The 21,288-nt window shown below is 70.7% G+C and carries 19 protein-coding genes and 3 tRNA genes; 13 read left to right on the top strand and 9 right to left on the bottom strand.

Going from position 1 to position 21,288, the window contains the following annotated elements; all coding sequences use genetic code 11:
• Positions 1-76: 76 nt before the first annotated feature.
• The 3 genes from C7C46_RS12455 to C7C46_RS12445 form a co-directional block, all read right to left on the bottom strand.
• Positions 77-152 (bottom strand) — tRNA-Arg (locus C7C46_RS12455).
• Between the two features lie 33 nt (positions 153-185).
• Positions 186-261: transfer RNA gene (locus C7C46_RS12450), tRNA-Arg, on the bottom strand.
• A gap of 258 nt (positions 262-519) precedes the next feature.
• Positions 520-610 (bottom strand) — tRNA-Ser (locus tag C7C46_RS12445).
• 196 nt (positions 611-806) lie between these two features.
• Between C7C46_RS12445 and C7C46_RS12440 the strand changes: the two genes are divergently transcribed.
• From C7C46_RS12440 to C7C46_RS34290, 3 genes are all read left to right on the top strand, one after another.
• Complete coding sequence (locus C7C46_RS12440) at positions 807-4,079, top strand: hybrid sensor histidine kinase/response regulator (protein ID WP_110668800.1); 3,273 nt, start codon at positions 807-809, stop codon at positions 4,077-4,079.
• A 193-nt stretch (positions 4,080-4,272) separates the two neighbouring features.
• Positions 4,273-5,703, top strand: a complete 1,431-nt coding sequence (locus C7C46_RS12435) for a recombinase family protein (protein WP_181442316.1) — start codon at positions 4,273-4,275, stop codon at positions 5,701-5,703.
• A gap of 634 nt (positions 5,704-6,337) precedes the next feature.
• On the top strand, positions 6,338-6,670 hold the full coding sequence (locus tag C7C46_RS34290; RefSeq protein ID WP_181442315.1) for a PCC domain-containing protein: 333 nt from the start codon (positions 6,338-6,340) through the stop codon (positions 6,668-6,670).
• Positions 6,671-6,732: 62 nt separating this feature from the next.
• On the opposite strand, the gene C7C46_RS12425 is transcribed toward C7C46_RS34290, so the two are convergent.
• The 4 genes from C7C46_RS12425 to C7C46_RS12410 form a co-directional block, all read right to left on the bottom strand.
• The gene (locus C7C46_RS12425; protein WP_110668796.1) at positions 6,733-8,430 is read right to left on the bottom strand and encodes a long-chain fatty acid--CoA ligase; all 1,698 of its coding nucleotides are present in this window, start codon (positions 8,428-8,430) and stop codon (positions 6,733-6,735) included.
• Positions 8,431-8,598: 168 nt separating this feature from the next.
• Complete coding sequence (locus C7C46_RS12420) at positions 8,599-9,525, bottom strand: glycoside hydrolase domain-containing protein (protein WP_110668794.1); 927 nt, start codon at positions 9,523-9,525, stop codon at positions 8,599-8,601.
• Between the two features lie 180 nt (positions 9,526-9,705).
• Entirely contained in the window at positions 9,706-10,044 is a 339-nt protein-coding gene (locus C7C46_RS12415; RefSeq protein WP_110668792.1) for a hypothetical protein, read from the bottom strand.
• Between the two features lie 280 nt (positions 10,045-10,324).
• Positions 10,325-11,689 carry an FAD-binding oxidoreductase gene (locus C7C46_RS12410; protein WP_110668790.1) on the bottom strand — a complete coding sequence of 455 codons (1,365 nt, stop codon included), beginning with the start codon at positions 11,687-11,689 and terminating at the stop codon, positions 10,325-10,327.
• Between the two features lie 606 nt (positions 11,690-12,295).
• On the opposite strand from C7C46_RS12410, the gene C7C46_RS34285 reads away from it, so the two are divergent.
• The 3 genes from C7C46_RS34285 (at position 12,296) to C7C46_RS12395 (ending at position 13,974) form a co-directional block, all read left to right on the top strand.
• Positions 12,296-13,201, top strand: coding sequence for a hypothetical protein (locus tag C7C46_RS34285; RefSeq protein WP_146259067.1), 906 nt, complete (start codon positions 12,296-12,298; stop codon positions 13,199-13,201).
• A complete protein-coding gene (locus tag C7C46_RS12400) occupies positions 13,201-13,602 on the top strand; it encodes a type II toxin-antitoxin system VapC family toxin (RefSeq protein WP_110668786.1) in 402 nt (133 codons plus the stop codon). The genes C7C46_RS34285 and C7C46_RS12400 overlap by 1 nt, the downstream gene beginning before the upstream one ends.
• 63 nt (positions 13,603-13,665) lie before the next feature.
• Entirely contained in the window at positions 13,666-13,974 is a 309-nt protein-coding gene (locus tag C7C46_RS12395; protein ID WP_110668784.1) for a hypothetical protein, read from the top strand.
• Between the two features lie 92 nt (positions 13,975-14,066).
• Here C7C46_RS12395 and C7C46_RS12390 read toward each other — a convergent pair whose 3' ends face one another.
• Entirely contained in the window at positions 14,067-14,873 is an 807-nt protein-coding gene (locus C7C46_RS12390) for a protein phosphatase 2C domain-containing protein (protein WP_110668782.1), read from the bottom strand.
• 2 nt (positions 14,874-14,875) lie between these two features.
• Positions 14,876-15,721 carry a sigma-70 family RNA polymerase sigma factor gene (locus C7C46_RS12385; protein ID WP_110668780.1) on the bottom strand — a complete coding sequence of 282 codons (846 nt, stop codon included), beginning with the start codon at positions 15,719-15,721 and terminating at the stop codon, positions 14,876-14,878.
• A 507-nt stretch (positions 15,722-16,228) separates the two neighbouring features.
• On the opposite strand from C7C46_RS12385, the gene C7C46_RS12380 reads away from it, so the two are divergent.
• From C7C46_RS12380 to C7C46_RS12355, 7 genes are all read left to right on the top strand, one after another.
• On the top strand, positions 16,229-16,513 hold the full coding sequence (locus C7C46_RS12380; protein WP_110668778.1) for a hypothetical protein: 285 nt from the start codon (positions 16,229-16,231) through the stop codon (positions 16,511-16,513).
• A gap of 130 nt (positions 16,514-16,643) precedes the next feature.
• Positions 16,644-16,772 (top strand): hypothetical protein, encoded by a 129-nt coding sequence (locus tag C7C46_RS37295; RefSeq protein ID WP_281278538.1) that lies wholly within the window; start codon positions 16,644-16,646, stop codon positions 16,770-16,772.
• 97 nt (positions 16,773-16,869) lie between these two features.
• Positions 16,870-17,850 carry a DUF2637 domain-containing protein gene (locus C7C46_RS12375; protein ID WP_245984372.1) on the top strand — a complete coding sequence of 327 codons (981 nt, stop codon included), beginning with the start codon at positions 16,870-16,872 and terminating at the stop codon, positions 17,848-17,850.
• Positions 17,847-18,194 (top strand): hypothetical protein, encoded by a 348-nt coding sequence (locus C7C46_RS12370; protein ID WP_110668776.1) that lies wholly within the window; start codon positions 17,847-17,849, stop codon positions 18,192-18,194. Before C7C46_RS12375 ends, C7C46_RS12370 begins: the two co-directional genes overlap by 4 nt.
• A 44-nt stretch (positions 18,195-18,238) precedes the next feature.
• Positions 18,239-18,595, top strand: a complete 357-nt coding sequence (locus C7C46_RS12365) for an RRQRL motif-containing zinc-binding protein (protein ID WP_110668963.1) — start codon at positions 18,239-18,241, stop codon at positions 18,593-18,595.
• Positions 18,596-18,608: 13 nt separating this feature from the next.
• Positions 18,609-18,881 (top strand): hypothetical protein, encoded by a 273-nt coding sequence (locus C7C46_RS12360; protein WP_110668774.1) that lies wholly within the window; start codon positions 18,609-18,611, stop codon positions 18,879-18,881.
• Positions 18,882-18,989: 108 nt separating this feature from the next.
• Positions 18,990-21,239, top strand: coding sequence for a cell division protein FtsK (locus C7C46_RS12355; RefSeq protein WP_425470056.1), 2,250 nt, complete (start codon positions 18,990-18,992; stop codon positions 21,237-21,239).
• Positions 21,240-21,288: the final 49 nt, after the last annotated feature.

Here is a 21,288-nt window from a genome sequence, read left to right as displayed (position 1 = left end):
CCTACGGGACTGACCTACTGGACTGAGGAAGCGTCAGGAAACGACGAAGGCCCCCCGCCACCGGGGGGCCTTCGGTTGGTGCGCTCAGCAGGATTCGAACCTGCAACCTCTTGATCCGTAGTCAAGTGCTCTATCCGTTGAGCTATGAGCGCTCGGACGGCCCCGAGGGACCGCGAGCGGTAGGTTGGTGCGCTCAGCAGGATTCGAACCTGCAACCTCTTGATCCGTAGTCAAGTGCTCTATCCGTTGAGCTATGAGCGCTTGCCTGCCGGCGGACCGGCGGGCGTTGCGGGGACAACATTACATGACCGCCGACCTGGGGTGAAATCGATAAGTTCCGACGGGTCCGCCCCGGCTTGCCTGGCCTCGGAAACGCCGCCCGGACCGGGTCGGAGCGACGCCGGTCGACCTCGGCCGGCCCGGACCGCCCGGACCATCCCGGACAGGCACCCGCCCGCCCGTCCTGGTACCCGGAAACGCCAAGGGCCCCACCGACCGGAGTCGGTGGGGCCCTGAGGGCGGAGGCTGAGGGATTTGAACCCTCGATGGGCTTTAAGGCCCAAACCGCATTAGCAGTGCGGCGCCATAGACCGGACTAGGCGAAGCCTCCATCACCCGGACTGCACCGTCCCCGGTGCACTCCACGTGCCAGTGATGATGCCACAGCTCTGGGCTCCGGCACCAACCACTGGTTACGTTACTAGGCGGGTCGTCCTCTCGGCAAAAACAATGGGATACTCCAACCCCCGGAGGCAGCCCGGTCCGCACCACGGACCGCAGTCGTGAGTCGTGAGGAGACCGTCGACGTGAGCAGCAGGCCGATCCGAGGCGCTGCTCGCCTCGCCGCGATACTCGATGCCCTGCCCGATGCGTTGCTGCTGGTCAACAGCAACGGCACGGTGGTGGACGCGAACGAAGCAGCGGTCCGCGCGCTGCAGACCCAGGGCACTTCTCTGGTCGGCCGCGGCGTGCTCGACCTGCTGCCGGACTTCGACCCGAGCCGGATCCCCGGCTCGATGCGCCCGGCCCCCAAGGACCTTGCGGAAGCCGCCAAGCCGGTCCGGATGACCGCCCGCCGCACCGACGGCAGCACCTTCCCGGTCGAGGTCTCCGGCAACGACTTCGCCGACGACAGCGAGAGCCGCGGCCTCACCCTCTCCCCGCTGGTCCCCTACGACCCGTACCGCGAGGGCGGACCGCGGGCCAGCTCGGCCAACGACCTGCTGCTGCTCCTGGTCCGAGACCTGACCGGCCGGCTGGGCGTGGAGGCGGAGCTGCGCCGCCAGCACAAGCAGACCGAGATGATCCTGCGGGCGGCCGCCGAGGGCGTGCTGGGCGTCGACCTGGAGGGCCGGGTGGTCCTGGTCAACCCGGCCGCCGCGCACATCCTGGACTTCCGGGCCAGCGAGCTGGGCGGGCGCGAACTGCACCCGCTGGTCCAGCACTCGCGGGCCGACGGCACGCCGCTGGCCGCCGAGGAGTCGGCGCTGCTGGACACCCTCACCTCGGGCCGCAAGCACCGGGTGCGCGGCGCCACCCTGTGGCGCAAGGACGGCCGTCCGGTCACCGTCGACCTGACGACCGCTCCGGTGCGCGACGGCGAGCAGTTGGTCGGCGCGGTGATGACCTTCACCGACCGGACCAAGGAACTGGCGCTGACCGCGAAGGCGGAGCACCTGACCGCGGTGCTGGAGGGCGAGGTGTCCACCGCGCTGGAGGCGCTGCGCGGCCGGATCGATCGGCTGGCCGCCGACCCGGCCGGGCAGCTGTGGCCGGAGGCCAACTGGATGCTGCGCGCGCTGGCCGACGACTGCCGCCGGTTCGGCATGCTGATCGAGGGCGTGCTGGCGCACCAGACGGTCGGCGAGGCCGGCGCCGAGGAGCTCAACCGGGCCCGCACCTCGCTGGACAAGCTGGTCGCCCGGGCGGTGGAGTACGCCGGCCAGCTGGTCGGCCCCGGGCGGCTGCGCTTCTCGGTGCACGCCGCCGCGGTGGACGTGACCGCCGACCACGAGAAGCTGGCCCAGGCGCTGGCCTACCTGGTCGCCGACGTCAGCGGCGTCGCGCTGACCGGCTCGGTGGCCACCGACACCGGTGAGCCGCCGATGGTGGTGCTGGCCGCCGCACAGCGCGGCGACGTGGCCCGGATCGAGGTGCGCGGCCCCGGCCGCGGCGGCGACCGGGTGAAGGTGCCGATGGCCCGCGCGCTGGTCGAGCGGCACGGCGGCGTCCTGCAGCCGCACGAACTGCCCGGCCAGGCCGGCACCACCTACGTGGTCGAACTGCCGCTGGACGAGGACGCGGCCCGGGCCGCCGCCGAGCGCGCGGCCGCCGGCGAGGGCCGGCACGTGCCCAAGGAGACCGACACCGCGGTCCTGCCGGACCTGCCCGGTCTGGCCGGGGCGCCCGCGGCCGACGGGGCGTCAGCTGCTGCCGAGCGGTCAGCCGCCGCCGCTCCCGCCGCGGAGGCACCGGAGCGGACCGGCCGGCGCCGGGCCGCCCGGCCGGCCGGGTCGGCCGAGCGGGCGCAGGACGGCCGGTCCGACCAGGACGGCGCCGAGCGGCGCGGCCCGATCGCGCTCGGCCCCGCTCCCACGGAGCCGGCCGGCGCCGAACCGGCCGCGGGCGAGGGCGAGAAACCGTCCGGCCGGCGCCGCGCGCTGCCCGAGCGCCCGCAGGTGCCCGCCACCGACCCGGCGCTGCCCGGCCTGCCCGGTCTGCTCGACCCGGCCGTCCCGGTCTACCCTGGCCTGGAGCACGCGCTGCCCAGCGCCCCACTGCCGCCCGTCCAGGCGCCCGAGCCGCAGCCGCCCACCGGCCGGCGCCGCCGGCTCGGCCTGCCCGGCGCCGCCGACCCCGGCCCCGACGCCACCGGCGGACCGATGGCGATCGAGCCCACCCGGACCGATCAGCCCGGTGCCGGCAGCCAGGCCGCCGAGCTGGTGCCGGCCGGTGCGCCGACCCCGGTCTCGCCGCCGCTGCCGTCCGCCCCGCCCGCGGCGCTGCCGCTGCCGCAGCAACTGCCGGTCGGCAGCGGGCTGGCCGAGCTCACCCCGCCGCGCCCCGGCGGCTTCACGGGCACGCTGCCCGCCGCCTACCCGGCACCGGTGGTTCCGACCCCGGCCGTCCCCGCGCCGCAGGGACCGCGCACGCCGCCGCGTCCGATGGCCGAACTGGACCCCGCCCCGGCAGCGGTGCCCGCCGCGGCTGACGGACCGTCGGATCCGGGTGACGGCGGGCTGCCCCGGCTGACCGGCCAGGACGAGTCGACTCCGTCCGCCGGCACCCGGGTGCCCGAGTACCCCGACTACCCCGCCACGGACTACCCGGCGACGGTCAGCCCGACCGCCGACGGCCGGCCGCGCCGGCTGCTGGTCTGGCCCGAGCCCGACCCGTCCACCAAGCAGGCGCTGCAGGACCGCGGCTACCGCCCGGTGATAGTGCGCTCCCGCGAGGAGGTGGACGCGCAGGTGGCCGCCTTCCCGGCGGCGCTCTTCGTGGACCCACTGACCGGGCCGATCACCCGCACCGCGCTGCAGTCGCTGCGCACCGCGGCGCTGAACAGCCGGGTGCCGGTGCTCGTCACCGCGGGCCTCGGCCAGGCCACCCGGGACGCCGCGTACGGCGCGGACCCGGCGGTGCTGCTGCGCGCGCTGGCACCCAAGGACAGCGAGCACCACGCCGCCCGGGTGCTGCTGGTGGAGGGCGACCCGGACATCGCGGCGGCGCTGACCAGCAGTCTGGAACGGCGCGGGATGCACGTGGAGCACGCCGAGTCGGAGAACGACGCGGTCTCCAAGGCGCCGAGCGTGCAGCCCAACCTGGTGGTGATGGACCTGCTGCAGATCAAGCGGCGCCGGGCGGGGCTGCTGGACTGGCTGCGCGCCAACGACCGCCTGCACCGCACCCCGCTGGTCGTCTACACCTCGGTGGACCTGGACCCGGCCGAGCTGCCCCGCCTGCGCACCGGCGAGACGGTCCTCTTCCTGGCCGAGCGGTCCACCAGCGCGGACGTCCAGGAACGCATCGTGGACCTGCTCGGCCGGATCGGCTCACTGAGCGAGGCCGCCCACCAGTGAGGTGGGCGGCTCCGCCGCCGGATCACTCCTTGCCGAAGGCGGTCACCTGATCACTCCTTGCCGAGGACGATCACCTCGAGCTGGTCCGCCGTGTAGTCGGCGCGGATCACCTTCTTCAAGGAGTGTCATGATCCACCGAGGTTCGGCTACTCTGCGGAGTGGAACGCGCACGGATCAGGGGAGGGCCGCGACGGTGACGAAGCGGATCGGCGGGTACGCCCGGATCAGCCTGGACAAGGACGGCGACGAGCTGGGGGTTGACCGCCAGCGCGAGGACTACACGTACTACGCGGCCGCCCGTGTCGGCTGGGAGATCGTCCGCGACTACATCGACAACGACGTGTCGGCCTACAAGAAGAACGTCACTCGGCCTGAGTTCGAGCGGCTGTTGATCGATCTGAAGTCCGGTGCGCTTGACGGTGTGGTCGCCTACGACCTTGACCGACTGATGCGTCAGCCGATGGACCTTGAGCGCCTGATCGGCATCTTCGAGGACAACCCGAAGCTTGTCTTCGGGACCGTCACGCAGGACTACGACCTGTCCACCACCGACGGCCGGACGATGGCCCGGGTCATGGTCACGATGGCCAACAAGGCATCAGCGGACGCCTCTCGGCGTATCGCACGCAAGCACCGGGAGCTTGCCGACGCGGGCAAGAACGGTGGGAGCCACCGGGCGTTCGGCTGGAACGACGACCGGGTGACTGTGAAGCAGGACGAGGCAGAACTGATCCTCAAGGCTCATGACGACCTGTTGGCGGGAACGCGGCTCTCCACCATCACAAGGAGCTGGCAGGCCCTGGGGGTGAAGACAGCACGGGAGAGCGTCAAGCCCATCTCCCGGACCGCCGTGAAGGCGATCCTGACCAACTGGCGCCTCTGCGGCTACCGGGCGGTGAAGGGCGAAATCCACTACGGGAAGGACGGTAACCCCGTCATTGCCGAGTGGGCCTCCATCACCACGCCGGAGCGCGTGAGCGCAGTACGTGAGGTCCTCGCGGAGCGCAGTGAGAAATTCCGAAACGAGGGGAACACCAATGGCTACCGCTACTTGCTGACTGGTGTGGTGCGCTGCGCCGAGTGCGGAACACGGATGGTCCCGAAGCGGAGGTCCGACTACATCCCTGGCAGCAAGAGAAGCGCCTTCTCCTACGCCTGTCCGACCAAATCGGAGGGCGGTTGCGGCAAGGTGAGTCGCCAGGGCGAAGCGCTGGATTCGTGGATCACCACGCTGGTGCATGATGCACAGGCAGCGTTGCTGGCCGCACCTCATGCGGAGATGCCGGAAACCTTTCCGGGTGAGGCCCGCCTGGCCGAGATCGAGGCAGAGAAAGCCGAGTATCTGGAAGCCAGGCGAAGCAACAAGATCACAGCCTCAACCCTGATCGCCCTGCTTGAGCCTCTCGAAAAGGAGCAGGAGCAGCTCAAGCGGGACCGGAATTGGTTCGTGGTGGAGAAGGCGCGGGCCCAGGATACCGTCAATCTGTCCGACGACTTCGAGAGGCTGCCCATTGAACGCCAGAAGGCGGTCATCATGAAGCACGTCAAGGCCGTGATTGTCCATCCCGTCGGCAAAGGTGCTAGGAAGTTCAACCCTGAGCTTCTGGAAATAGTCTGGGCATAAAGCTATTGACACCTCCGAAGGGCTACCCTACGCAGGGTGGCCCTTCGGCTTTGCACTGTACCCGTAAATCCGGAACAGATCAGCAGCCCATTGCTCGTCACGCTTCGGCGCACGGCGCAGCTGCTCAAGCGGCACCGCCACGCGCTCGGACTGGTGGGGCGTAGGGCCCGCAAACCGCTTGCGGCCGTGGACGCGGTGCGCTTGCAGCAACCGCAGGCCTGCTTCGTCGGCAGGCTGGCTGACAACGACCGACAGGAATACCTGTAGCGGTCCATAGAGCGTGCCGTGAGGCCCGCCCAGGGTGAATGCCTAGGGACGAGCAGTCCATGAGCCGTGATGACGAGACCCGACAGCGCTGCATGCGCTGCTTCACCCGACGGGCTTTCAAGCTGTCCTGGCCCGACGCTTCGCGCTACACGGCACGTGCTGCCCCGGCAGCCGAAGTCCGCAGTCTCGGCCAACTGCTCCACGACCCCCATGACGTCTCGAACCGCTGGTGTGCGGCGGTGTTCCTGGGAGAGGCTGTGGAGGGCGGCTCAGGGGCCGCCAGGGCCCTTCTTGTGGGGGCTCTGCGTACGGAGTCCAGCAGGGAGAACCTGCGGGCCATTGGGTTGGGGCTGAACGGAGAGCGACCGTGGAACTGATCATCCTGGGCGACAAGGGCGACGCGATAGAGGCGCTGGCGACCATCGCGAAGGAGCGTGGCATCACGAACGCGGCCGTCGTCTCAGTCGTGGGCGCAGCACGGTCGTTCACGGTCGCCAACATGAAGGCCGACAACCCCAGGGAAGCGGTTCGCACCTCTGGCCGTCTGGCGGAGGTCGCAGGGAACGGTGAGATCCGGGACGGCGTGGTGAACATCCACGTGACATGCGGCCTGGAGGGCGGGCAGGCCGTGGCGGGCCACCTGGACGCAGCGGAGGTCGGCGGACCGTACAGCCTTCACGTGTACCTCCAGCAGCTCTGAGAAGCCGAAAGCCCCGCCCTGGAGGGCGGGGCCGTAGGACTCAAGGCGCTGTGAGGACTCTCTCAGCCCTGCTCACCCTTGCTGGCCTTGCCGTCTTCCCAAATGACGGTCAGCTTGCCAGACTTATGCCATTCACGAATCACCTTCTTGTCGAACTTGCCCACGCTGGTCTTCGGCACCGCGGGGATCAGCGCCCAGCGCTCGGGGAGCTGCCAGGCGGCCACCCGCCCGGCCAGGAAGGCGCGCAGGCCGCGCAGGTCGACGGCGGCTCCCGGGCGCAGCACCACTGTGGCCAGCGGTCGCTCGCCCCACTTCTCGTCCGGCACCGCGACCACCGCGGCCTCGGCCACCTCCGGATGGGCCATCAGGTGGTTCTCCAGCTCCACCGAGGAGATCCACTCGCCGCCGGACTTGATCACGTCCTTGGCCCGGTCGGTCAGGGTCAGGAAGCCGTCGGGGGTGATGGTGCCGACGTCGCCGGTGCGCAGCCAGCCGTCCTCGGTGAACTTGTCCTCGGGGCGCTCCGGCTCCTGGCCCGCGCCGCCGTAGTAGGCGCCGGCGATCCACGGGCCGCGCACCTCCAGCTCGCCGGCGGCCACCCCGTCGTGCGGCATCCGCTCGCCGTTCGGGCCGCTCAGGCGGGCCTGCACCGAGGCCGGGAAGACGCCCTGCATCGCCCGGTACTCCCACTCGCGCTCCTCGTCCAGCCCGGCCGGCGGCAGGCCGAAGGTGCCCAGCGGGGAGGTCTCGGTCATCCCCCAGGCGTGCACCACCCGGATGCCGTGCCGCTCCTGGAAGGCGCGCATCAGGGCGGGCGGACAGGCCGAGCCGCCGATCACCACCTGGCGCAGCGAGGAGACGTCGTAGGCCTGCTCGCGGCCGGTCGGGTGGTCCAGCTCGTCCAGCAGGCCGTTCCAGATGGTCGGCACGGCGGCGCTGACGGTGGGTCGGACCCGCTCGATCATCGCGGCCAGCGGCTGCGGCTGCAGGAACCGGTCCGGCATCAGCAGGTTGGCGCCCGACATGAAGGCGGCGTGCGGGATGCCCCAGGCGCCGACGTGGAACATCGGCACCACCGGCAGCGCGGTGTCCTGCTGGGTCAGGCCGAAGGTGGCGGCCGAGTTGACCTGCAGGCAGTGCAGGTAGATCGAGCGGTGGCTGTAGACCACGCCCTTGGGGTCGCCGGTGGTCCCGGAGGTGTAGCAGATCATCGCGGGGCTGCGCTCGTCGAGCTCGTCCTGCCACGGGTACTCGGTGGGCCGGCCGGCGATCAGCGCCTCGTACTCGTGCACCCCGCCCGCGAAGCCGGCCAGCAGCGACAGGTCGCCCGGGCCGGAGACCACGATGTGCCTGAGGGTGGGCGCGAGCTGGTCCAGCACTCCGGCCAGCAGCGGCAGCACGCTGCCGGAGACCACGATCGCGTGGTCGGCCGCGTGGTTGACGATGAAGGCCAGTTGGGCGGCGGGCAGCCGCAGGTTGAGGGTGTGCAGCACCGAGCCCATCGACGGGACGGCCAGGTAGGCCTCCAGGTGGTCGGCGTTGTTCCACATCAGGGTGCCGACCAGCCGGTCGGGGGTGACGCCCAGCTCGTCGCGGAGCGCGTGGGCCAGCTGTGCGGCGCGGGCGCCGACCTCGGCGAAGGTGCGGACCCGGGGACCCTCGCCGTCCCAGGTGGTCACGGTCGCCCGGCCGTGGAAGCTCGCTCCGTGCTCCAGGATCCGGGCGACGGTGAGCGGTACGTCCTGCATGGTGCTGAACACGCGAGGTCCTCCTTGACCGGGCTTTCCTGCCTGCGCGGCCGAGTTGCTACCTGCGGGTAGCACCCGGCGCGGTGCCGATTCTGGACCGGGTGGGCCGTCGGTGTCAGCAGGTCGTCGCGGAAATGAGACGAGTAGCTCAACCGGGCCGCTCGACCGCCGCACCGGGGCCTACCGCGCCACCAGGGTGTCGAGCTGGTCGGCGTCGATGGTCAGTTGGAGGCCGGCGTACTTCTCCTGGCGGTCGCCGACGTGCTGGTGGGCGCGGCGGTGCTCGGTCCACAGGGTGGCGGGCAGGGCGTCGGTGGCCGGCTTGCCGTCCCAGCGGGCGTACCAGACGGCGTCCGGCAGCGGGCCCGCGCCGGCCCGGGCGGCGGCGACCAGGTCGGCGACGCCGGAGTCCAGGCTGGAGTAGTAGCCGGCGAAGTACCCGGCCCCGTGCAGCGCCTGGGTCCAGCCCACGGTGAAGTCGATCACCGCCTTGGCGCACCCGGGATCGCCCGGCTTGTACGCCTCGATGTCCAGGTAGAGCGGGCTGCCCGGCCCCAGCCCCAGCGCCCTGGCCGCGCGTACCGCCTCCGCCGCCTCCTCCCGGCCCTGCTGCACCGCCTTCGCCGGGTCGATCCGGTCCGGCTTGTGGTCTCCGGCGAAGCACGGTGCCTGGCGCCCGACGTGGGTGGGCAGCAGCCGCCAGCCCAGCGCCCGCACCTGGCGGACCCAGTCGCGGGTCAGCCGGGTCTGGGCGCAGGCCCGCTGCCGGCCGCTGGTGTAGATCCCGATCGCCCCGTACGGCGAGGCGCCGCGCCAGGCCCGCATCGCGTCCAGCGAGGGTGCGCTGCAGGCGTCGAAGCCGCTTCCGGTGAAGACCGTCTGCGGCTCGGCGGCCAGCTTGGCCCGCCCCTGGTCCGGCAGCACGGTCGGCGGCAGCGCCCGGACCAGCGGCGGTGGTGCGGCGGCGGGCGCGGCGCCCGGCAGTACCGCGGCCACCGGGGCGGGCGCGATGACCGGCGCGGGGCCCGCCCCGCCGGCCGCGTCCGTGGCCAGCAGCAGCACCAGGGCGGAGGCCGAGATCGCCGTCGAACGCAGGTAGCGGACCATCCTCCGAGCCTGACCCGCCGTCAGGGTGCGCCGAGGCACGGCCGGCTCGACGCGCCGTCAGCTCACCCGGACGCCGTAGGCGGACCACCGGCAGGAACACCAGTGGGCGGCACCGGAGTGCCGCCCACTGGATCCGGAGCGCGGTGACCCTTTCCGCCGCCCGGGCCTGTCGGGTGCCCGCTACTTGATCACGGGCGCGAAGTAGATGTCGACGTTCTTGTTGGACTGGTCCGCGAAGATGAACCCGGAGTTGTCCTTCGAGGCGAGGGTGTTGTTCTGGTTGGAGGCACCGCTGCCGGTGGCCACCTGCTGGGTCCAGTTGGAGTTGCCGTCCACCGAGCCGAAGATGTTGCCGGAGCCGAGGTTGGAGACGACCGAGGCGTTCGAGCCGCCGCCGGCACCGGCCCCGTTGTCCGCGAAGGCGGCGCCGGCGCCACCGATCAGCAGGGCTGCGGCGAGCGGAACGGCGGCCAGCGCGGCGACCGTGCGGGCAGTGCGGGCGGTACGGATACGAGCCATGGAATCCCCCAAGAATCTGGAAGTGGAATAACTGGTGCGGGAGTTCGCGGCCAGACGAACCCCTGCGGGCTGCGACGCCGAGAACAAGACTCCGCATCCGACCGCCCGTCCGCCAGACCCGCAGCGTCGATTACCTCGAACGCGTGATGCCCAGGCGCTAAACCCCGGGGCCGGAACGACCGATATCCACAGGTCGGAGTTCGGCCAGCGGGCCCGCCGCCCCGCGGCGGAATTCACTGCACCGGGCCGCGCCACCCCACCGCGCCACCCGGGGGAATGGCTAGAAAAGCTTGCCGGGATTGAGGATTCCCAGCGGGTCGAACAATCCTTTCATCTGCTTTTGCAGTTCCAGCTGGGTCTCCCCCAGCTCGCGCGCCAGCCACTCCCGCTTCAGCAGCCCGACCCCGTGCTCCCCGGTGATCGTGCCGCCCAGCTCCAGCCCCAGCGCCATGATCGCCTCGAAGGACTCCCGGGCCCGGACCACCTGCTCCGGGTCGGCGGCGTCGAAGGCCACGATCGGGTGGGTGTTGCCGTCCCCGGCGTGGCAGCAGACCCCGACGGTCAGCCCGCACCGCTCGCCGATCGCCGCCACCCCGTCCAGCATCTCGGCCATCCGGGACCGGGGCACCGCCACGTCGTCCACCATCGTGGTGCCCAGCGTGTCCATCGCGGTCAGCGCCAGCCGGCGGGCCTGCAGCAGCAGGTCCGACTCGGCCTGGTCCTCGGCCGGGACCACCTCGGTGGCGCCCGCCGCCCGGCACAGCTCCCCCACCCGCGCCAGCTCGGCCCGCTGCTCGGGCCCGTCGAAGGCCACCAGCAGCAGGGCCTTGGTGGCCTCCGGCAGCCCCATCCGGGCCAACTGGTTGACGGCGCGGATCATCACACTGTCCATCAGCTCCATCAGCGAGGGTGTGAAGCCCGCCGTGGTCACCGCGTTCACCGCGGCGCAGGCCGCCGCCGTGCTCGGGAACTCCGCCGCCAGCACCAGCTGCGGCGCGGGCGCGGGCCGCAGCGCCAGCACCGCGCCCACCACCACGCCCAGGGTCCCCTCGGAGCCGACGAACAGCCGGGTCAGGTCGTAGCCGGCCACCCCCTTGGCGGTGCGCCGACCGGTGCGCAACAGCCGCCCGTCGGCCAGCACCACGTCCAGGCCCAGCACGTACTCGGCGGTCACCCCGTACTTCACGCAGCACAGCCCGCCGGCCCCGGTGCCGATGTTGCCGCCGATGGTGCAGGATTCCCAGCTGGACGGGTCCGGCGGGTAGGCCAGCCCGTGCTCGGCCGCCGCCCGGGAGAGCACCGCGTTGACCACCCCGGGCTCCACCACCGCGATCCGGTTCACCGGGTCCAGCTCCAGGATCCGGTCCATCTTCACCAGCGACAGCAGCACGCACCCGGCCACCGCGTTCGCCCCGCCGGACAGCCCGGTCCGCGCCCCCTGCGGGACCACCGGCACCCGCAGCTCGCTCGCGGTGCGCAGCACGTGCTGCACCTGCTCCACGGTCTGCGGGAAGACCAGGCAGGCCGGGTCGCCCGCCGCGCAGAAGCCCGCCATGTCGTGGCGGTACGCCGCCGTCACGTCCGGGTCCACCACCACCGCCCCGGCCGGCAGCCCGGCCGCCAGACGGCGCGTCAACTCCTCCATGTGCAACCTCCGTACGGCACAGCGGGCGTGGCCAACCGCTCCAGGCTGCCACACGGCCGTCCGCCGCCGACCCGGCCCGCCCCGGCCCCGGAACCGACGAGGGCGGGTATCGGCATGTAGCCGATACCCGCCCTGATCAGGTCTTTCCCCACCAGCGGAGAGCGTGGGATTCGAACCCACGGTGAGGGGTCACCTCACGACAGTTTTCAAGGGGGAAGGCAAGTTCCGGCTTGCTGGTGCCCTGACCTGCTCCGCTACGGGTCTACTGGCCTCCGACGATAGCAGTGGCCCCGGCCTGGCCCCGGACCGTCGGGAAGCACTCGCTGCCCAAGCGGTGTCAGCAGGCTATGCAGCGGTTCGGAAGCATGCTCTCGACGGCGGTCCACCAGCGCAGCTTCCGGGCAAACGCCTTGACCTGCAACGCAGACTCAAGAACGCGCCAGAGCGAAGCCCCCGTTCCTCCGCAGGTTTGTTCGCACGCCTGTTCTCGGCCGCCGCCCACTGGTCACGGAAGGGTGACGCCCGTCAGCATAACTAGTTGCTCAGCCGGGCTCCGAGTAGAGTTCGGGCTAGTTGCGCAGCTCTGGATCTAGCGAGGAGGTGTGGATGTTGAATTCCTTCAATCCGGGTGATCAAGCGTCCTTCAATGTGACCCTCTGCGCAGTGGGACCTTCAACGGACGGTGGACGAATCCCACTCGCCGAACTAGCGAGAATCGCCAGCGAGCTGCAAGCCACGCTGGAGCGACTTGCACTGTCAATTAGCGGCTCGCAGATAAAGTCAGGTCGACGCCCGCGTGAAATTGTCGACGCGGTTCGATTGGACTTCGTGGGATTCGAACCCGGCTCAGCCATCATGAAGATTGCCCGCACTGGCCAGACTTCGCTTGCCGGAGACGACCTCCTAAGAGATTCCTTCACTACCCTGGCGGATGGAATTAGGGCACTACACCAGCATCCCGGAGTAGTGCCCGACGGATTTACCCCGCAGGTCCTGAACGGTCTCCGGTCGCTAACTGGGGGAATCAATCAGAGGAGCATCTCCCGAATTTCCGTCTCCTCGCCCGTAGTTAGGGAATTCGCTTTCGACTCGGACCTTAGGACCGCGCTGAAGATGGTCTCACTCTCACCTGTAGAGAGCGAAGCCACAGTGGTCGGCCGACTTCAGATGGGTGACTTCTCCCCGGCGTCGTTGCTTTGTCGAATCGATACCTATGCCGGAAGCATCCAGTGCGGCTTCGGTGCAGAGCTGCGAGACACGGTCCTGGACTGCATGGACGAACTGGTCATGGCACACGGTGTTGCTGAGCTGCAACCAGATGAATCCACGATCCGAGTGCTTCGAATCTCGGAGATCAGTCCAGTGGGACACCCGACCACCCCGAGCCTTGACAGGCTAGCCGCAGAGCAGATGGTCGCACCAGTGGACTCGATTAGCGATCTCTCCATCGAACCAATCGATGACTTTGATTCTTTCCTGGCAGCCATCTCGTCGGCCCGTGAGGATGGGTAGTGAAGTACGTAGTTGTTGACACTGACGTCTTCTCGCGCCTCCTTCAGGGTACAGATATCGACGGCTATCAGGCCCACCTCTCCGGCACGATTCCCACTCTCTCTTTCACTACAGTTGCAGAGGTCTACTTCGGGGCCTCTAAGGCTGGCTGGGGGGAGCGAAAGGTTGCAGCCCTGGAAGAGGCAATCCGTCGATACCTAGTGGCCCCCTATGACACCGAGATGGCACGCCTCTGGGGAAAATTGAAGAGCCAAGCGCAGTCACTCGGGCACCCGCTCGGTCAGGTGAATCAGAATAATGATTTGTGGATCGCAGCGACATCCATCTACTACGATGCCCCGCTTCTGACCGGGAATGGACGGCACTTCCGAAATTTCCCTGGCCTATCCCTGATCACCTGACCCGCTCCGCTACGGTGGGTGGTGCGCCCCGCAGGCGCGCAGGTCGAGTAGGGGAATTCGCCAATGGGTGAGTGGGAAACAGGGCAGCAGCCATGGGTCCGGCAGCGGGTCAAGCGGGCGAGTCAGGCGCTGCCGTGCTACTTCTGCGGCAGCAACACCGCGATGCTCTCGGACCACGACGACGACCGCGACACAGGGCGAGTCGAGCTCTACTGCGACAACCAGGATTGCGATGCTCGTGAGGTCGTGATCCTCGTTCTCCGGGACGGCGCCGGCGCCCACGACCGCGCCGACGTGCAGGCGCTGCATGCTGTGGACGCCGGTTCCCCGACGATCGGCCTTCTGCCCACTGACAGGGCCAGCCAGCCGTGAGGCCGGAGGGGGGCGGGTGAGATTGCCAAGGCGGCCTCGCCCGCCCCCTCCGGCCTGCCATGGCTACGAGCCGCGATCACAGGGGAAGCCGGTCAGAGCTCACAGAATGCGATTGCCGCGTCGTCTCCCGACTTGAAGCGGGGCCATCGCTTCCCGTCCGGATCGGTTGCTTCGACCTTCCGCACTTCCGCGATCAGCTCCCCTGCGCCACTTGCTCTCAGGATGGCGAACGCGTCTGCCCAAGAGGCCGTCCGATACTCAGTGACCAGCCGTGACACCCCGTCGGACATGACGGCAGCAGCGGTGACCTCGGAGCGGGTCACGGATCCGGTTACCGCGTGCTCGGCAGCCTCTGGTGAGGCTGCCGCAACCCAGTAGCCGCCAGGCGTGTTGCGGGTGAGCCGTTGCGCGGTCACCATCCGGCGGACACTCTCCGCGTGCTCGGGCGTCCCAGTGGCGAATCGCTCTGTCTCAGCCCGCAGCTCGGGTACGACGGAGTCCACCCGGAGGTCCGTCACGACGGAGTAGTCGGTGCGCCCCTCGAACACGATTGGGGAGTCTGCCAGCACCAGGTAGTCGAGCCGAGAGTTTCCTACTCGCAAGACCGACACTGTCGCCGAGGGCGTTCCGGGGTTGCCGAGATCGCACCCGGCGTGGAGCGCTGCGACCTGGGCCAGCGCCAGCGCCAGCCCATCGCTGAGCGTCCGATCGGCGTCTGCCAACGCTGCCATGAGGCAGCCACCGAGGCGGGCGACGTACCACGGCACGCCATGCCGGCAACCCGTCTCTAGGCCGGCCGTACTGAGCCCATCCAGGACGACAGCGAGGCTGGGAGTCCCGGCCACCCAATCCTCGTTCGGACCCGCTCCGCCTGGCTCTGTGGCGATCGAAACGCGCATGGCTAGCCTTCGTGTCGGTAGATCGGGGTCACGCGGGAGCTTTCGAGGACTTCGAGCGTCGTGGGGTCGTACCGGCAGGAGATGAGGGTCGAGAAGCGGCGCGTCTTCACCTCACGGTAGAGCTCGCCCAAGTGGTTCTCCAGGTAGTGGACGACCCCACTCGCACCAATGGCATGGATGCCGGCGATGTACAGGAACGTGCCCTTTCCGTCGAGACGGGGCAGGCGACCGAGGTAGCCAACGTCACCGGCGGTCCCGTCCTCGTCGAGCGGGGAGCGGTATTCCGTCTTGGTGTGAAGGTCTACCAGGTGCCAGGCCCGGTCCTTCGCGAAGCGCAAGTGGTCATCCCCTTCGAGCACTTGGGCCACGATCGGGGACAGTCGAGGACCACAGATGACCACCAGGTGTTCTCGATTGAGGCTCACGATGCCCGAGGTCGGGATCACCTCGTACCCCGCGTCGAGCTTCATCCCCCCGAACAGCTTCCGCAGGTGCTCAAAGTTGTTCAGGTCCTCCCTAGTCACAACCTGGCTCGGGTTCTCGTCGGCAGACTTGCCCGCCTCGACCTTCCCGGCGACTGCCACGGTCATCGGGCCGATGCCAAAGAACGCGCGCTCAGGAGGCGGCCCCGAGGCCGCCAGCTGACCGACCCTGCCGCGGCTCACGCCCAACTGCGCTGCGATCTCGGCCTGACTCATGCCAGACGCTGAGGCGTCCTCAATGGCCTCCCGTCGGATCCGGGACAGCTCGACCACGCGGGCCTGATAGTCCGCCATCAGGTCAATCGCGGCCTTGGCACGGGCGACCGGGGCGACCACCTTGGCGACCCGTTCGATCTCCTCGTTCATGACTTCCTTCCGCTGCCTAGGGGGGCATGGCAAAGATACCGCGAGGGGGACTTGACGCCAAGCAGGCTGCTGCCTACCTTGGGTATCACCCCAAGGGGAAAGCCCCCCTAGGCAGATCCTTGGGCTGTCTTTGAGCTGCGTAAATGCGCCCATGGATGACCGGCCTGACTGCCGTGTCCAGGGTGAAGTGGCCTGGCTAGGACTGGGCCGAGGAAGCCGGCGCCTTGGCATGCCGGACGGCTGAGACCGAAAGGTCAGCTGTCTACGCCTACAAACGGGGGCTCGCCCCCGGAAGAGGACAGCGACTGCGGGCTAGTAGCGCCACCTGCGACTACAGCCCGTGCGTAACGAGTGACTTTGAGCCCCGATCGGCCGCCTTGTGCGGCGGGTCGGGGTGCATGGCTGCTCGTGACGAGTAGTCAGGCCCAGAAGCGGGGCCACCGCGTTCCGGCCAAGGAAGACGCGGCGGCCCCTGGGCCACACCCCTTCTACGCAGAGGTGAGACCCGTGAAGTCGATTGTTGCAGGACAGCGCGTTTTCACGGCGCTGGAGTTCACCGAGCTGGCGTTCGGGCTCGGGCTGGAGCCGGAGTTGCTCTCCGGCGTGCCGGACGAGAGTGCGGAGGAGTGGGCGGCGCGTACGGACGCGCTGCGGGACATCCTGGCCGACCTGGCCGAGCAGGACCCGCAGGCGGCGGAGTTCGCCCGTGCGCTGATGAAGCTTGCCCCGGCGCCGCTGCCGTTCGGCAAGCGGTCGGGCCGGCGGCCGGCGTGGTCGGCGGTGGCGGCATGAGCGAGCAGGCGCGACAGGACATGGCGCGTGCCCAGGCTGCGGCAGAGGCCGCGCGGGCCGCCGCCGCGGCTGCTGCCGAGGCGGCGCGGTTGGCGCGTGAGCGGGCCGGTTCGATCGGGGGTGTCCGGTGATGCCCTCGGTGGTGTGGCTGGTGTTGGCGGCCCGTTCGCGGGTGGCGCTGGCGGTGGCCGGGCTGAGCGGGGAGTCCGAGCGGCGTCTGGTCCGCGCGGCCCGTGCCCGGGAGAGGGGGCGGCCGTGAGCGGCGCTCACCTGTCCGTGGTGCTGCTCACGGCTGCCGTGCGGGTGCTCATCGCTCGCTCACGGTGCCGGTGGGGGTGGTCGCGGTGACTGTGTCGATGACCCCGGATCAGGTCCGCTCGGCCGAGCGGATGCTGTCGGTCGGGACGTGGGTGATCACGTTCGGGGCGGTGCTGTACAGCGTGCTCACGGTGACCCCGCTGATGTCCGCTCACACCCCGCCCGGGTGGCGGTGGACGGCGCCGATTCTTCCGTTGGTGGTGGACGCGGCGGTGGTGATCGTGGTCCGGATGGACAGCACCCTCGCCCGACTCGGCGGGCACGGCGGGTCCTGGCCGGTGGCGCTGCGCTGGATGACGGGCGTGATGACGGTGCTGCTCAACGTGGGTCTGTCTGCGCTGCACCGGGATGCGGTGGGCGTGGTGGTCCATGCGGTGGCGCCGCTGCTGCTGATCGTCACCGCGGAGGCCGCGTTGGCCTACCGGCGGGCGATCACCGCTGCGCTGGCCGCCCATGCTGCTGCTGAGCGGGCCGAGCACGAGCGGCGTGAACGCCTCGCGGCCGAGCGGCAGCGGCAGGCGCGCGCCGACCGGTTGGCCGAGCAGGAAGCGGCCGAGCGGCGCGAGGAGAAGCGCCGCGAGCACGAAGCCGTGTTGGCCCGTGAGCAGCGTGAGCACGAGGCGCGGTTGGCTCGTGACGAGCGCGACGCGGCTGCGGCCCGTGAGGCTGCTGAGCGGGCCGAGCAGGCCCAGCGGGAGGCCCGGGAGCGGGCCGCGCGGGAGGCTCGTGAGCGTGAGGTGAGCGAGCGTGAGCGCCGTGAGCGCGATGCCCTGGAGCGGGTCCGGCAGGAACTGCTGTCGGCCGGCCCCGCCACCGAACGGCTCCCGGAAGCCAAGGCGCGGGCCATCGTGCTGGCCGCCCGACAGGTCGGTCTGCCGCAGCGCACCGCGGTCGAGCTGACCGGCTGGTCGGCCGGCTGGGTCGCGGCCCGATACCAGGACCTGCCCAAGGCCGAGCACCCGCACATCGTGCTGGCCGCATTCCCCGCGGCCCAGGAGCTTGAGGAGATCGCATCATGACCAGCGACACCGCCGTGAGCACGGCCGAGCTGATCCCTGCTGCCGGAGCCCTGCTGGGCATGCTGACGCGCTTCACGACCCTGCCAGCCCCCGAGGTGTCCCTGGACTGGGTCCGCGACGACGAGTGGCGCGACCCGAAGTGGGGCGTGTGCCTGTCGTTCCGCAAGAACACGGCGGACTTCGAGAAGTGGCGCCAGGCAGTGGGTATCGCCCCGGCCGCCGTCAGGTCGGTCGAGTCCAGCACCGGGGCGGGCATGCTGCTCGCCAACGGCACGTTCGCCGGAGTCAGGGTCCAGCTGTTCGCCGACTACGACCCCCCGACGCCCGAGGGCACCGCCCGGTGAGCCGCGGCCACTTCTGGGACCCGTCCGGGTCCCGACACGGCGGCATGCCCACCTACCCGCGCAAGCTCGCCCCTGAGGGGCTGCTGACGCGCCGCCAACTGCGCGCCCGGGGCTTGCGGCCGGGTGGTCAGGACGTGGTCGCCCAGGTCGGCTGGCGCTCCCGGCTCAGCCGCGGCGCCCCCGTCTTCGCCTACCTGTACCGCCTCGACCTGGCCCGCCCGGTGCGGCCGATGAGCGAGGCCAAACGCGCCGCGCTCGACTGCGCGAACCGCGCCCGCCGCCTGTGCCCCGCCTGCGGGCGGGACGCCGGCTATGTCCTGCCCGCCGCGATCGGCACGTGCGTGCCCTGCGCAGACGGCTGGACCCCTGCCGACTACGAACCGCTCGACTTCGCTGCCTGAAAGGGCGTTGACCATGACGATTCCCGAGACCGACACCGTCCCCGTGTGGCCGGAGGGTGTCCTTGCCCGCTACCTGACTGCGGGCGGAGCGACCGTCGACATCACCCGCGGCTCCGGTGTCGACTTCACCGCCACCTGCCTGGGCTGCGGCGACGCCCAGGAGTGCGACCACGTCTCCGCCACCTGCATCGGCGGCCCGGCCACCGCGCTCAAGGCCAACCAGGGCGCCGCCCGCGAGTGGGCGCAGGCCCACGCCGAGCGGTGCCGGGCCCTGCCCCGGCCCTGACCGTGCACCTGGCCCGGGACGGCCGCCCCTTGCTTGCCGGCGCGGTCGGCCGTCCCGGGTCCCTTTCCTGCACCACCCAACCTGTTGAGCTGTGTGGAAGGACTGCAAGTGAACCACGACGAATCGCCCCTGCCCGGCCCCGACGAGGGGTCCGACGAGGAGCTGTTCCGGCTGCTGGAGGCCGCGTTCACCGACGGTGAGCCGGTGATGGACGCGGTGCCGGCCGGGGTGGTGGACCTGGACCGGGCCCGCACCGCCCGCCGCCCCGCCACCACGGCGCCCGGCCCGGTCCCGGACGACGAGGAGGAGGACGGGACCGGCCCGCTCTACGTCGACCAGCCCGCCCCTGGTCCGCTGCCGCTGCCCGGCCCGCCGGTGCGGCGCCCGATCCTGCCCGCCTGGCTGCTGTCCAAGACGGAGCTGCGCACCCAGCTCACCTGGGCCACACGGCAGGTGGGACACACGGTGGCGTTCCACGCGGTCCGGTCCCCGCTGTACGCGGGCAGGCTCGCCGGGCGTGCGCCGCGCGGTGCGGCCCGCCTGGCCACGTTCCTGGGCCGCTGGTCCTCCGATGCCGAGGGTGCGCCGCTGCGGGCCGCGGCGGCGCGCACGGAGGACGCCGCGATGTACCTGAAGCTCACCCGCCAGCGGGACGCCCGGGTCCGGCTGCGGGGTCTGGTGATGTTCCTCGGGTCGCTGTTCGGCCTCGCCGCCACGATCGTGCTGCTGGTGATGACCGACGTGACCACCCTGGTCCTGCTCGCCGCGGCCGTGGTGGCGGCGCTGGGCTGGGCCGGTGCCCCGGCGGACGAGCCGCTGATCTCCCGCTCGGTCGTCAAGGCCAAGGCCCCCAAGCTCACCTCGGACATGGTGGTGCGGGCGCTGGAGGCGCTGGGGCTGGCCGGGATCACCTCCGCGCGCACCAAGGGGACCGCGATCACCTTCCCCGCCCCGATCACCCGCGACGGGCCCGGCTGGCGGGCGGACGTGGAACTGCCCGAGGGCGTGACCGTGGCCGACGTGATGGACCGCCGCGAGCGCCTCGCCTCCGGCCTGCGACGCCCGCTGGGGACGGTGTGGCCCTCCCCGATGCCCGACGAGCACCCGGGCCGGCTCATCCTGTGGGTGGGGGACCAGGACATGTCCAAGTCCAAGCAGCCCGCCTGGCCACTGGCCAAGGCAGGCACGGTCGACCTGTTCGAGCCGGTGAACTTCGCCACCGATCAGCGCGGTGCCTGGGTCACCATCATCCTGATGTTCATGGCCGGGATCATCGGCGCCGTGCCGCGCATGGGCAAGACGTTCCTGCTGCGCCTGCTCCTTCTGATCGCGGCGCTGGACCCGCGGGCCGAGCTGCACACCTACGACCTCAAGGGCACCGGTGACCTGGACCCGGTCGGCAACCAGGTGAGCCACCGTCACCGGGCCGGCGACGACGAGGAGGACATCGAGTACGCGATCGCCGACCTGTGGGCGCTGCGCGAGGAACTGCGCCGCCGCACGAAGGCGATCCGCTCCCTGCCGCGGGACATCTGCCCGGAGAACAAGGTCACCAGCGACTTGGCGAACAACAAGACCCTGGGTCTGCACCCGATCGTGATCGGCGTGGACGAGTGCCAGGTGTGGTTCGAGCACCCCAAGTACGGGGGCGAGTTCGAGGAGATCTGCACCGACCTGGTCAAGCGCGGCCCCGCGACCGGCATCGTGCTGCTGCTGGCCACCCAGCGCCCCGACGCCAAGTCCATCCCCTCCGGCATCTCCGCGAACGCGGTGCTGCGCCTGTGCCTGAAGGTGATGGGCCACACCGAGAACGACATGGTGCTGGGCAGCGGGTCGTTCAAGCGCGGCGTCAAGGCGACCACCTTCACCCGCACCGACCGCGGCATCGCCTACTACGTCGGCGGCGAGGGCGCGGACGCCCAGCTCATCCGCTCCGTCTACGTCGACGCGCCGACCGCCGAAGCCATCGCCGGCCGGGCCCGGGTGGCCCGGGAGCGGGCGGGGCTGCTGTCCGGGTACGCGCTCGGCACCGACACCACCCCCACCCCGGCGGGCCCCTCGCACGACCTGCTGGCGGACATCCTCGCGGTCACCACCGCGGACGAGCCGAAGGTCTGGTCCGAGACCGTGGTGGACCGCCTGGCCGAGCTGCGCCCGGACGTGTACGGGCCGTGGGCCGAGCTGACCGGCCGCGCCAAGCCCGACCAGCTGGGCACCGCGCTCAAGCCCTACGGCATCAGCACCGTCCAGGTCTGGGGCGCCACCGAGGCCGGCAAGGGCGCCAACCGGCGCGGCATCGTCCGCACCGACATTCTCGCCGCCGTCACGGAGCGCGACCGAAACCGCGACGCGGGCTGACCCGGCGGGCCGCTGGGCCTAGCGGCCACCCCCGCTAGACCTAGCGGCC

The organism is Streptomyces tateyamensis (assembly GCF_003205575.1).
GTDB classification, from domain to species: Bacteria; Actinomycetota; Actinomycetes; order Streptomycetales; family Streptomycetaceae; genus Kitasatospora; species Kitasatospora tateyamensis.
This window is presented reverse-complemented; position numbering and strand designations above follow the sequence as displayed.

Excerpts from the sequence above, each read along its gene's own strand:
- C7C46_RS12375 (WP_245984372.1), top strand. The coding sequence starts at position 16,870 with ATGACCCCGGATCAGGTCCGCTCGGCCGAGCGGATGCTGTCGGTCGGG.
- C7C46_RS12415 (WP_110668792.1), bottom strand. The coding sequence starts at position 10,044 with ATGGCTCGTATCCGTACCGCCCGCACTGCCCGCACGGTCGCCGCGCTG.
- C7C46_RS37295 (WP_281278538.1), top strand. The coding sequence starts at position 16,644 with ATGCCCTCGGTGGTGTGGCTGGTGTTGGCGGCCCGTTCGCGGGTGGCG.
- C7C46_RS12395 (WP_110668784.1), top strand. The coding sequence starts at position 13,666 with ATGGGTGAGTGGGAAACAGGGCAGCAGCCATGGGTCCGGCAGCGGGTC.
- C7C46_RS12385 (WP_110668780.1), bottom strand. The coding sequence starts at position 15,721 with ATGAACGAGGAGATCGAACGGGTCGCCAAGGTGGTCGCCCCGGTCGCC.
- C7C46_RS12370 (WP_110668776.1), top strand. The coding sequence starts at position 17,847 with ATGACCAGCGACACCGCCGTGAGCACGGCCGAGCTGATCCCTGCTGCC.
- C7C46_RS12390 (WP_110668782.1), bottom strand. The coding sequence starts at position 14,873 with ATGCGCGTTTCGATCGCCACAGAGCCAGGCGGAGCGGGTCCGAACGAG.
- C7C46_RS12420 (WP_110668794.1), bottom strand. The coding sequence starts at position 9,525 with ATGGTCCGCTACCTGCGTTCGACGGCGATCTCGGCCTCCGCCCTGGTG.
- C7C46_RS12410 (WP_110668790.1), bottom strand. The coding sequence starts at position 11,689 with ATGGAGGAGTTGACGCGCCGTCTGGCGGCCGGGCTGCCGGCCGGGGCG.
- C7C46_RS12360 (WP_110668774.1), top strand. The coding sequence starts at position 18,609 with ATGACGATTCCCGAGACCGACACCGTCCCCGTGTGGCCGGAGGGTGTC.
- C7C46_RS12365 (WP_110668963.1), top strand. The coding sequence starts at position 18,239 with ATGCCCACCTACCCGCGCAAGCTCGCCCCTGAGGGGCTGCTGACGCGC.
- C7C46_RS34285 (WP_146259067.1), top strand. The coding sequence starts at position 12,296 with ATGTTGAATTCCTTCAATCCGGGTGATCAAGCGTCCTTCAATGTGACC.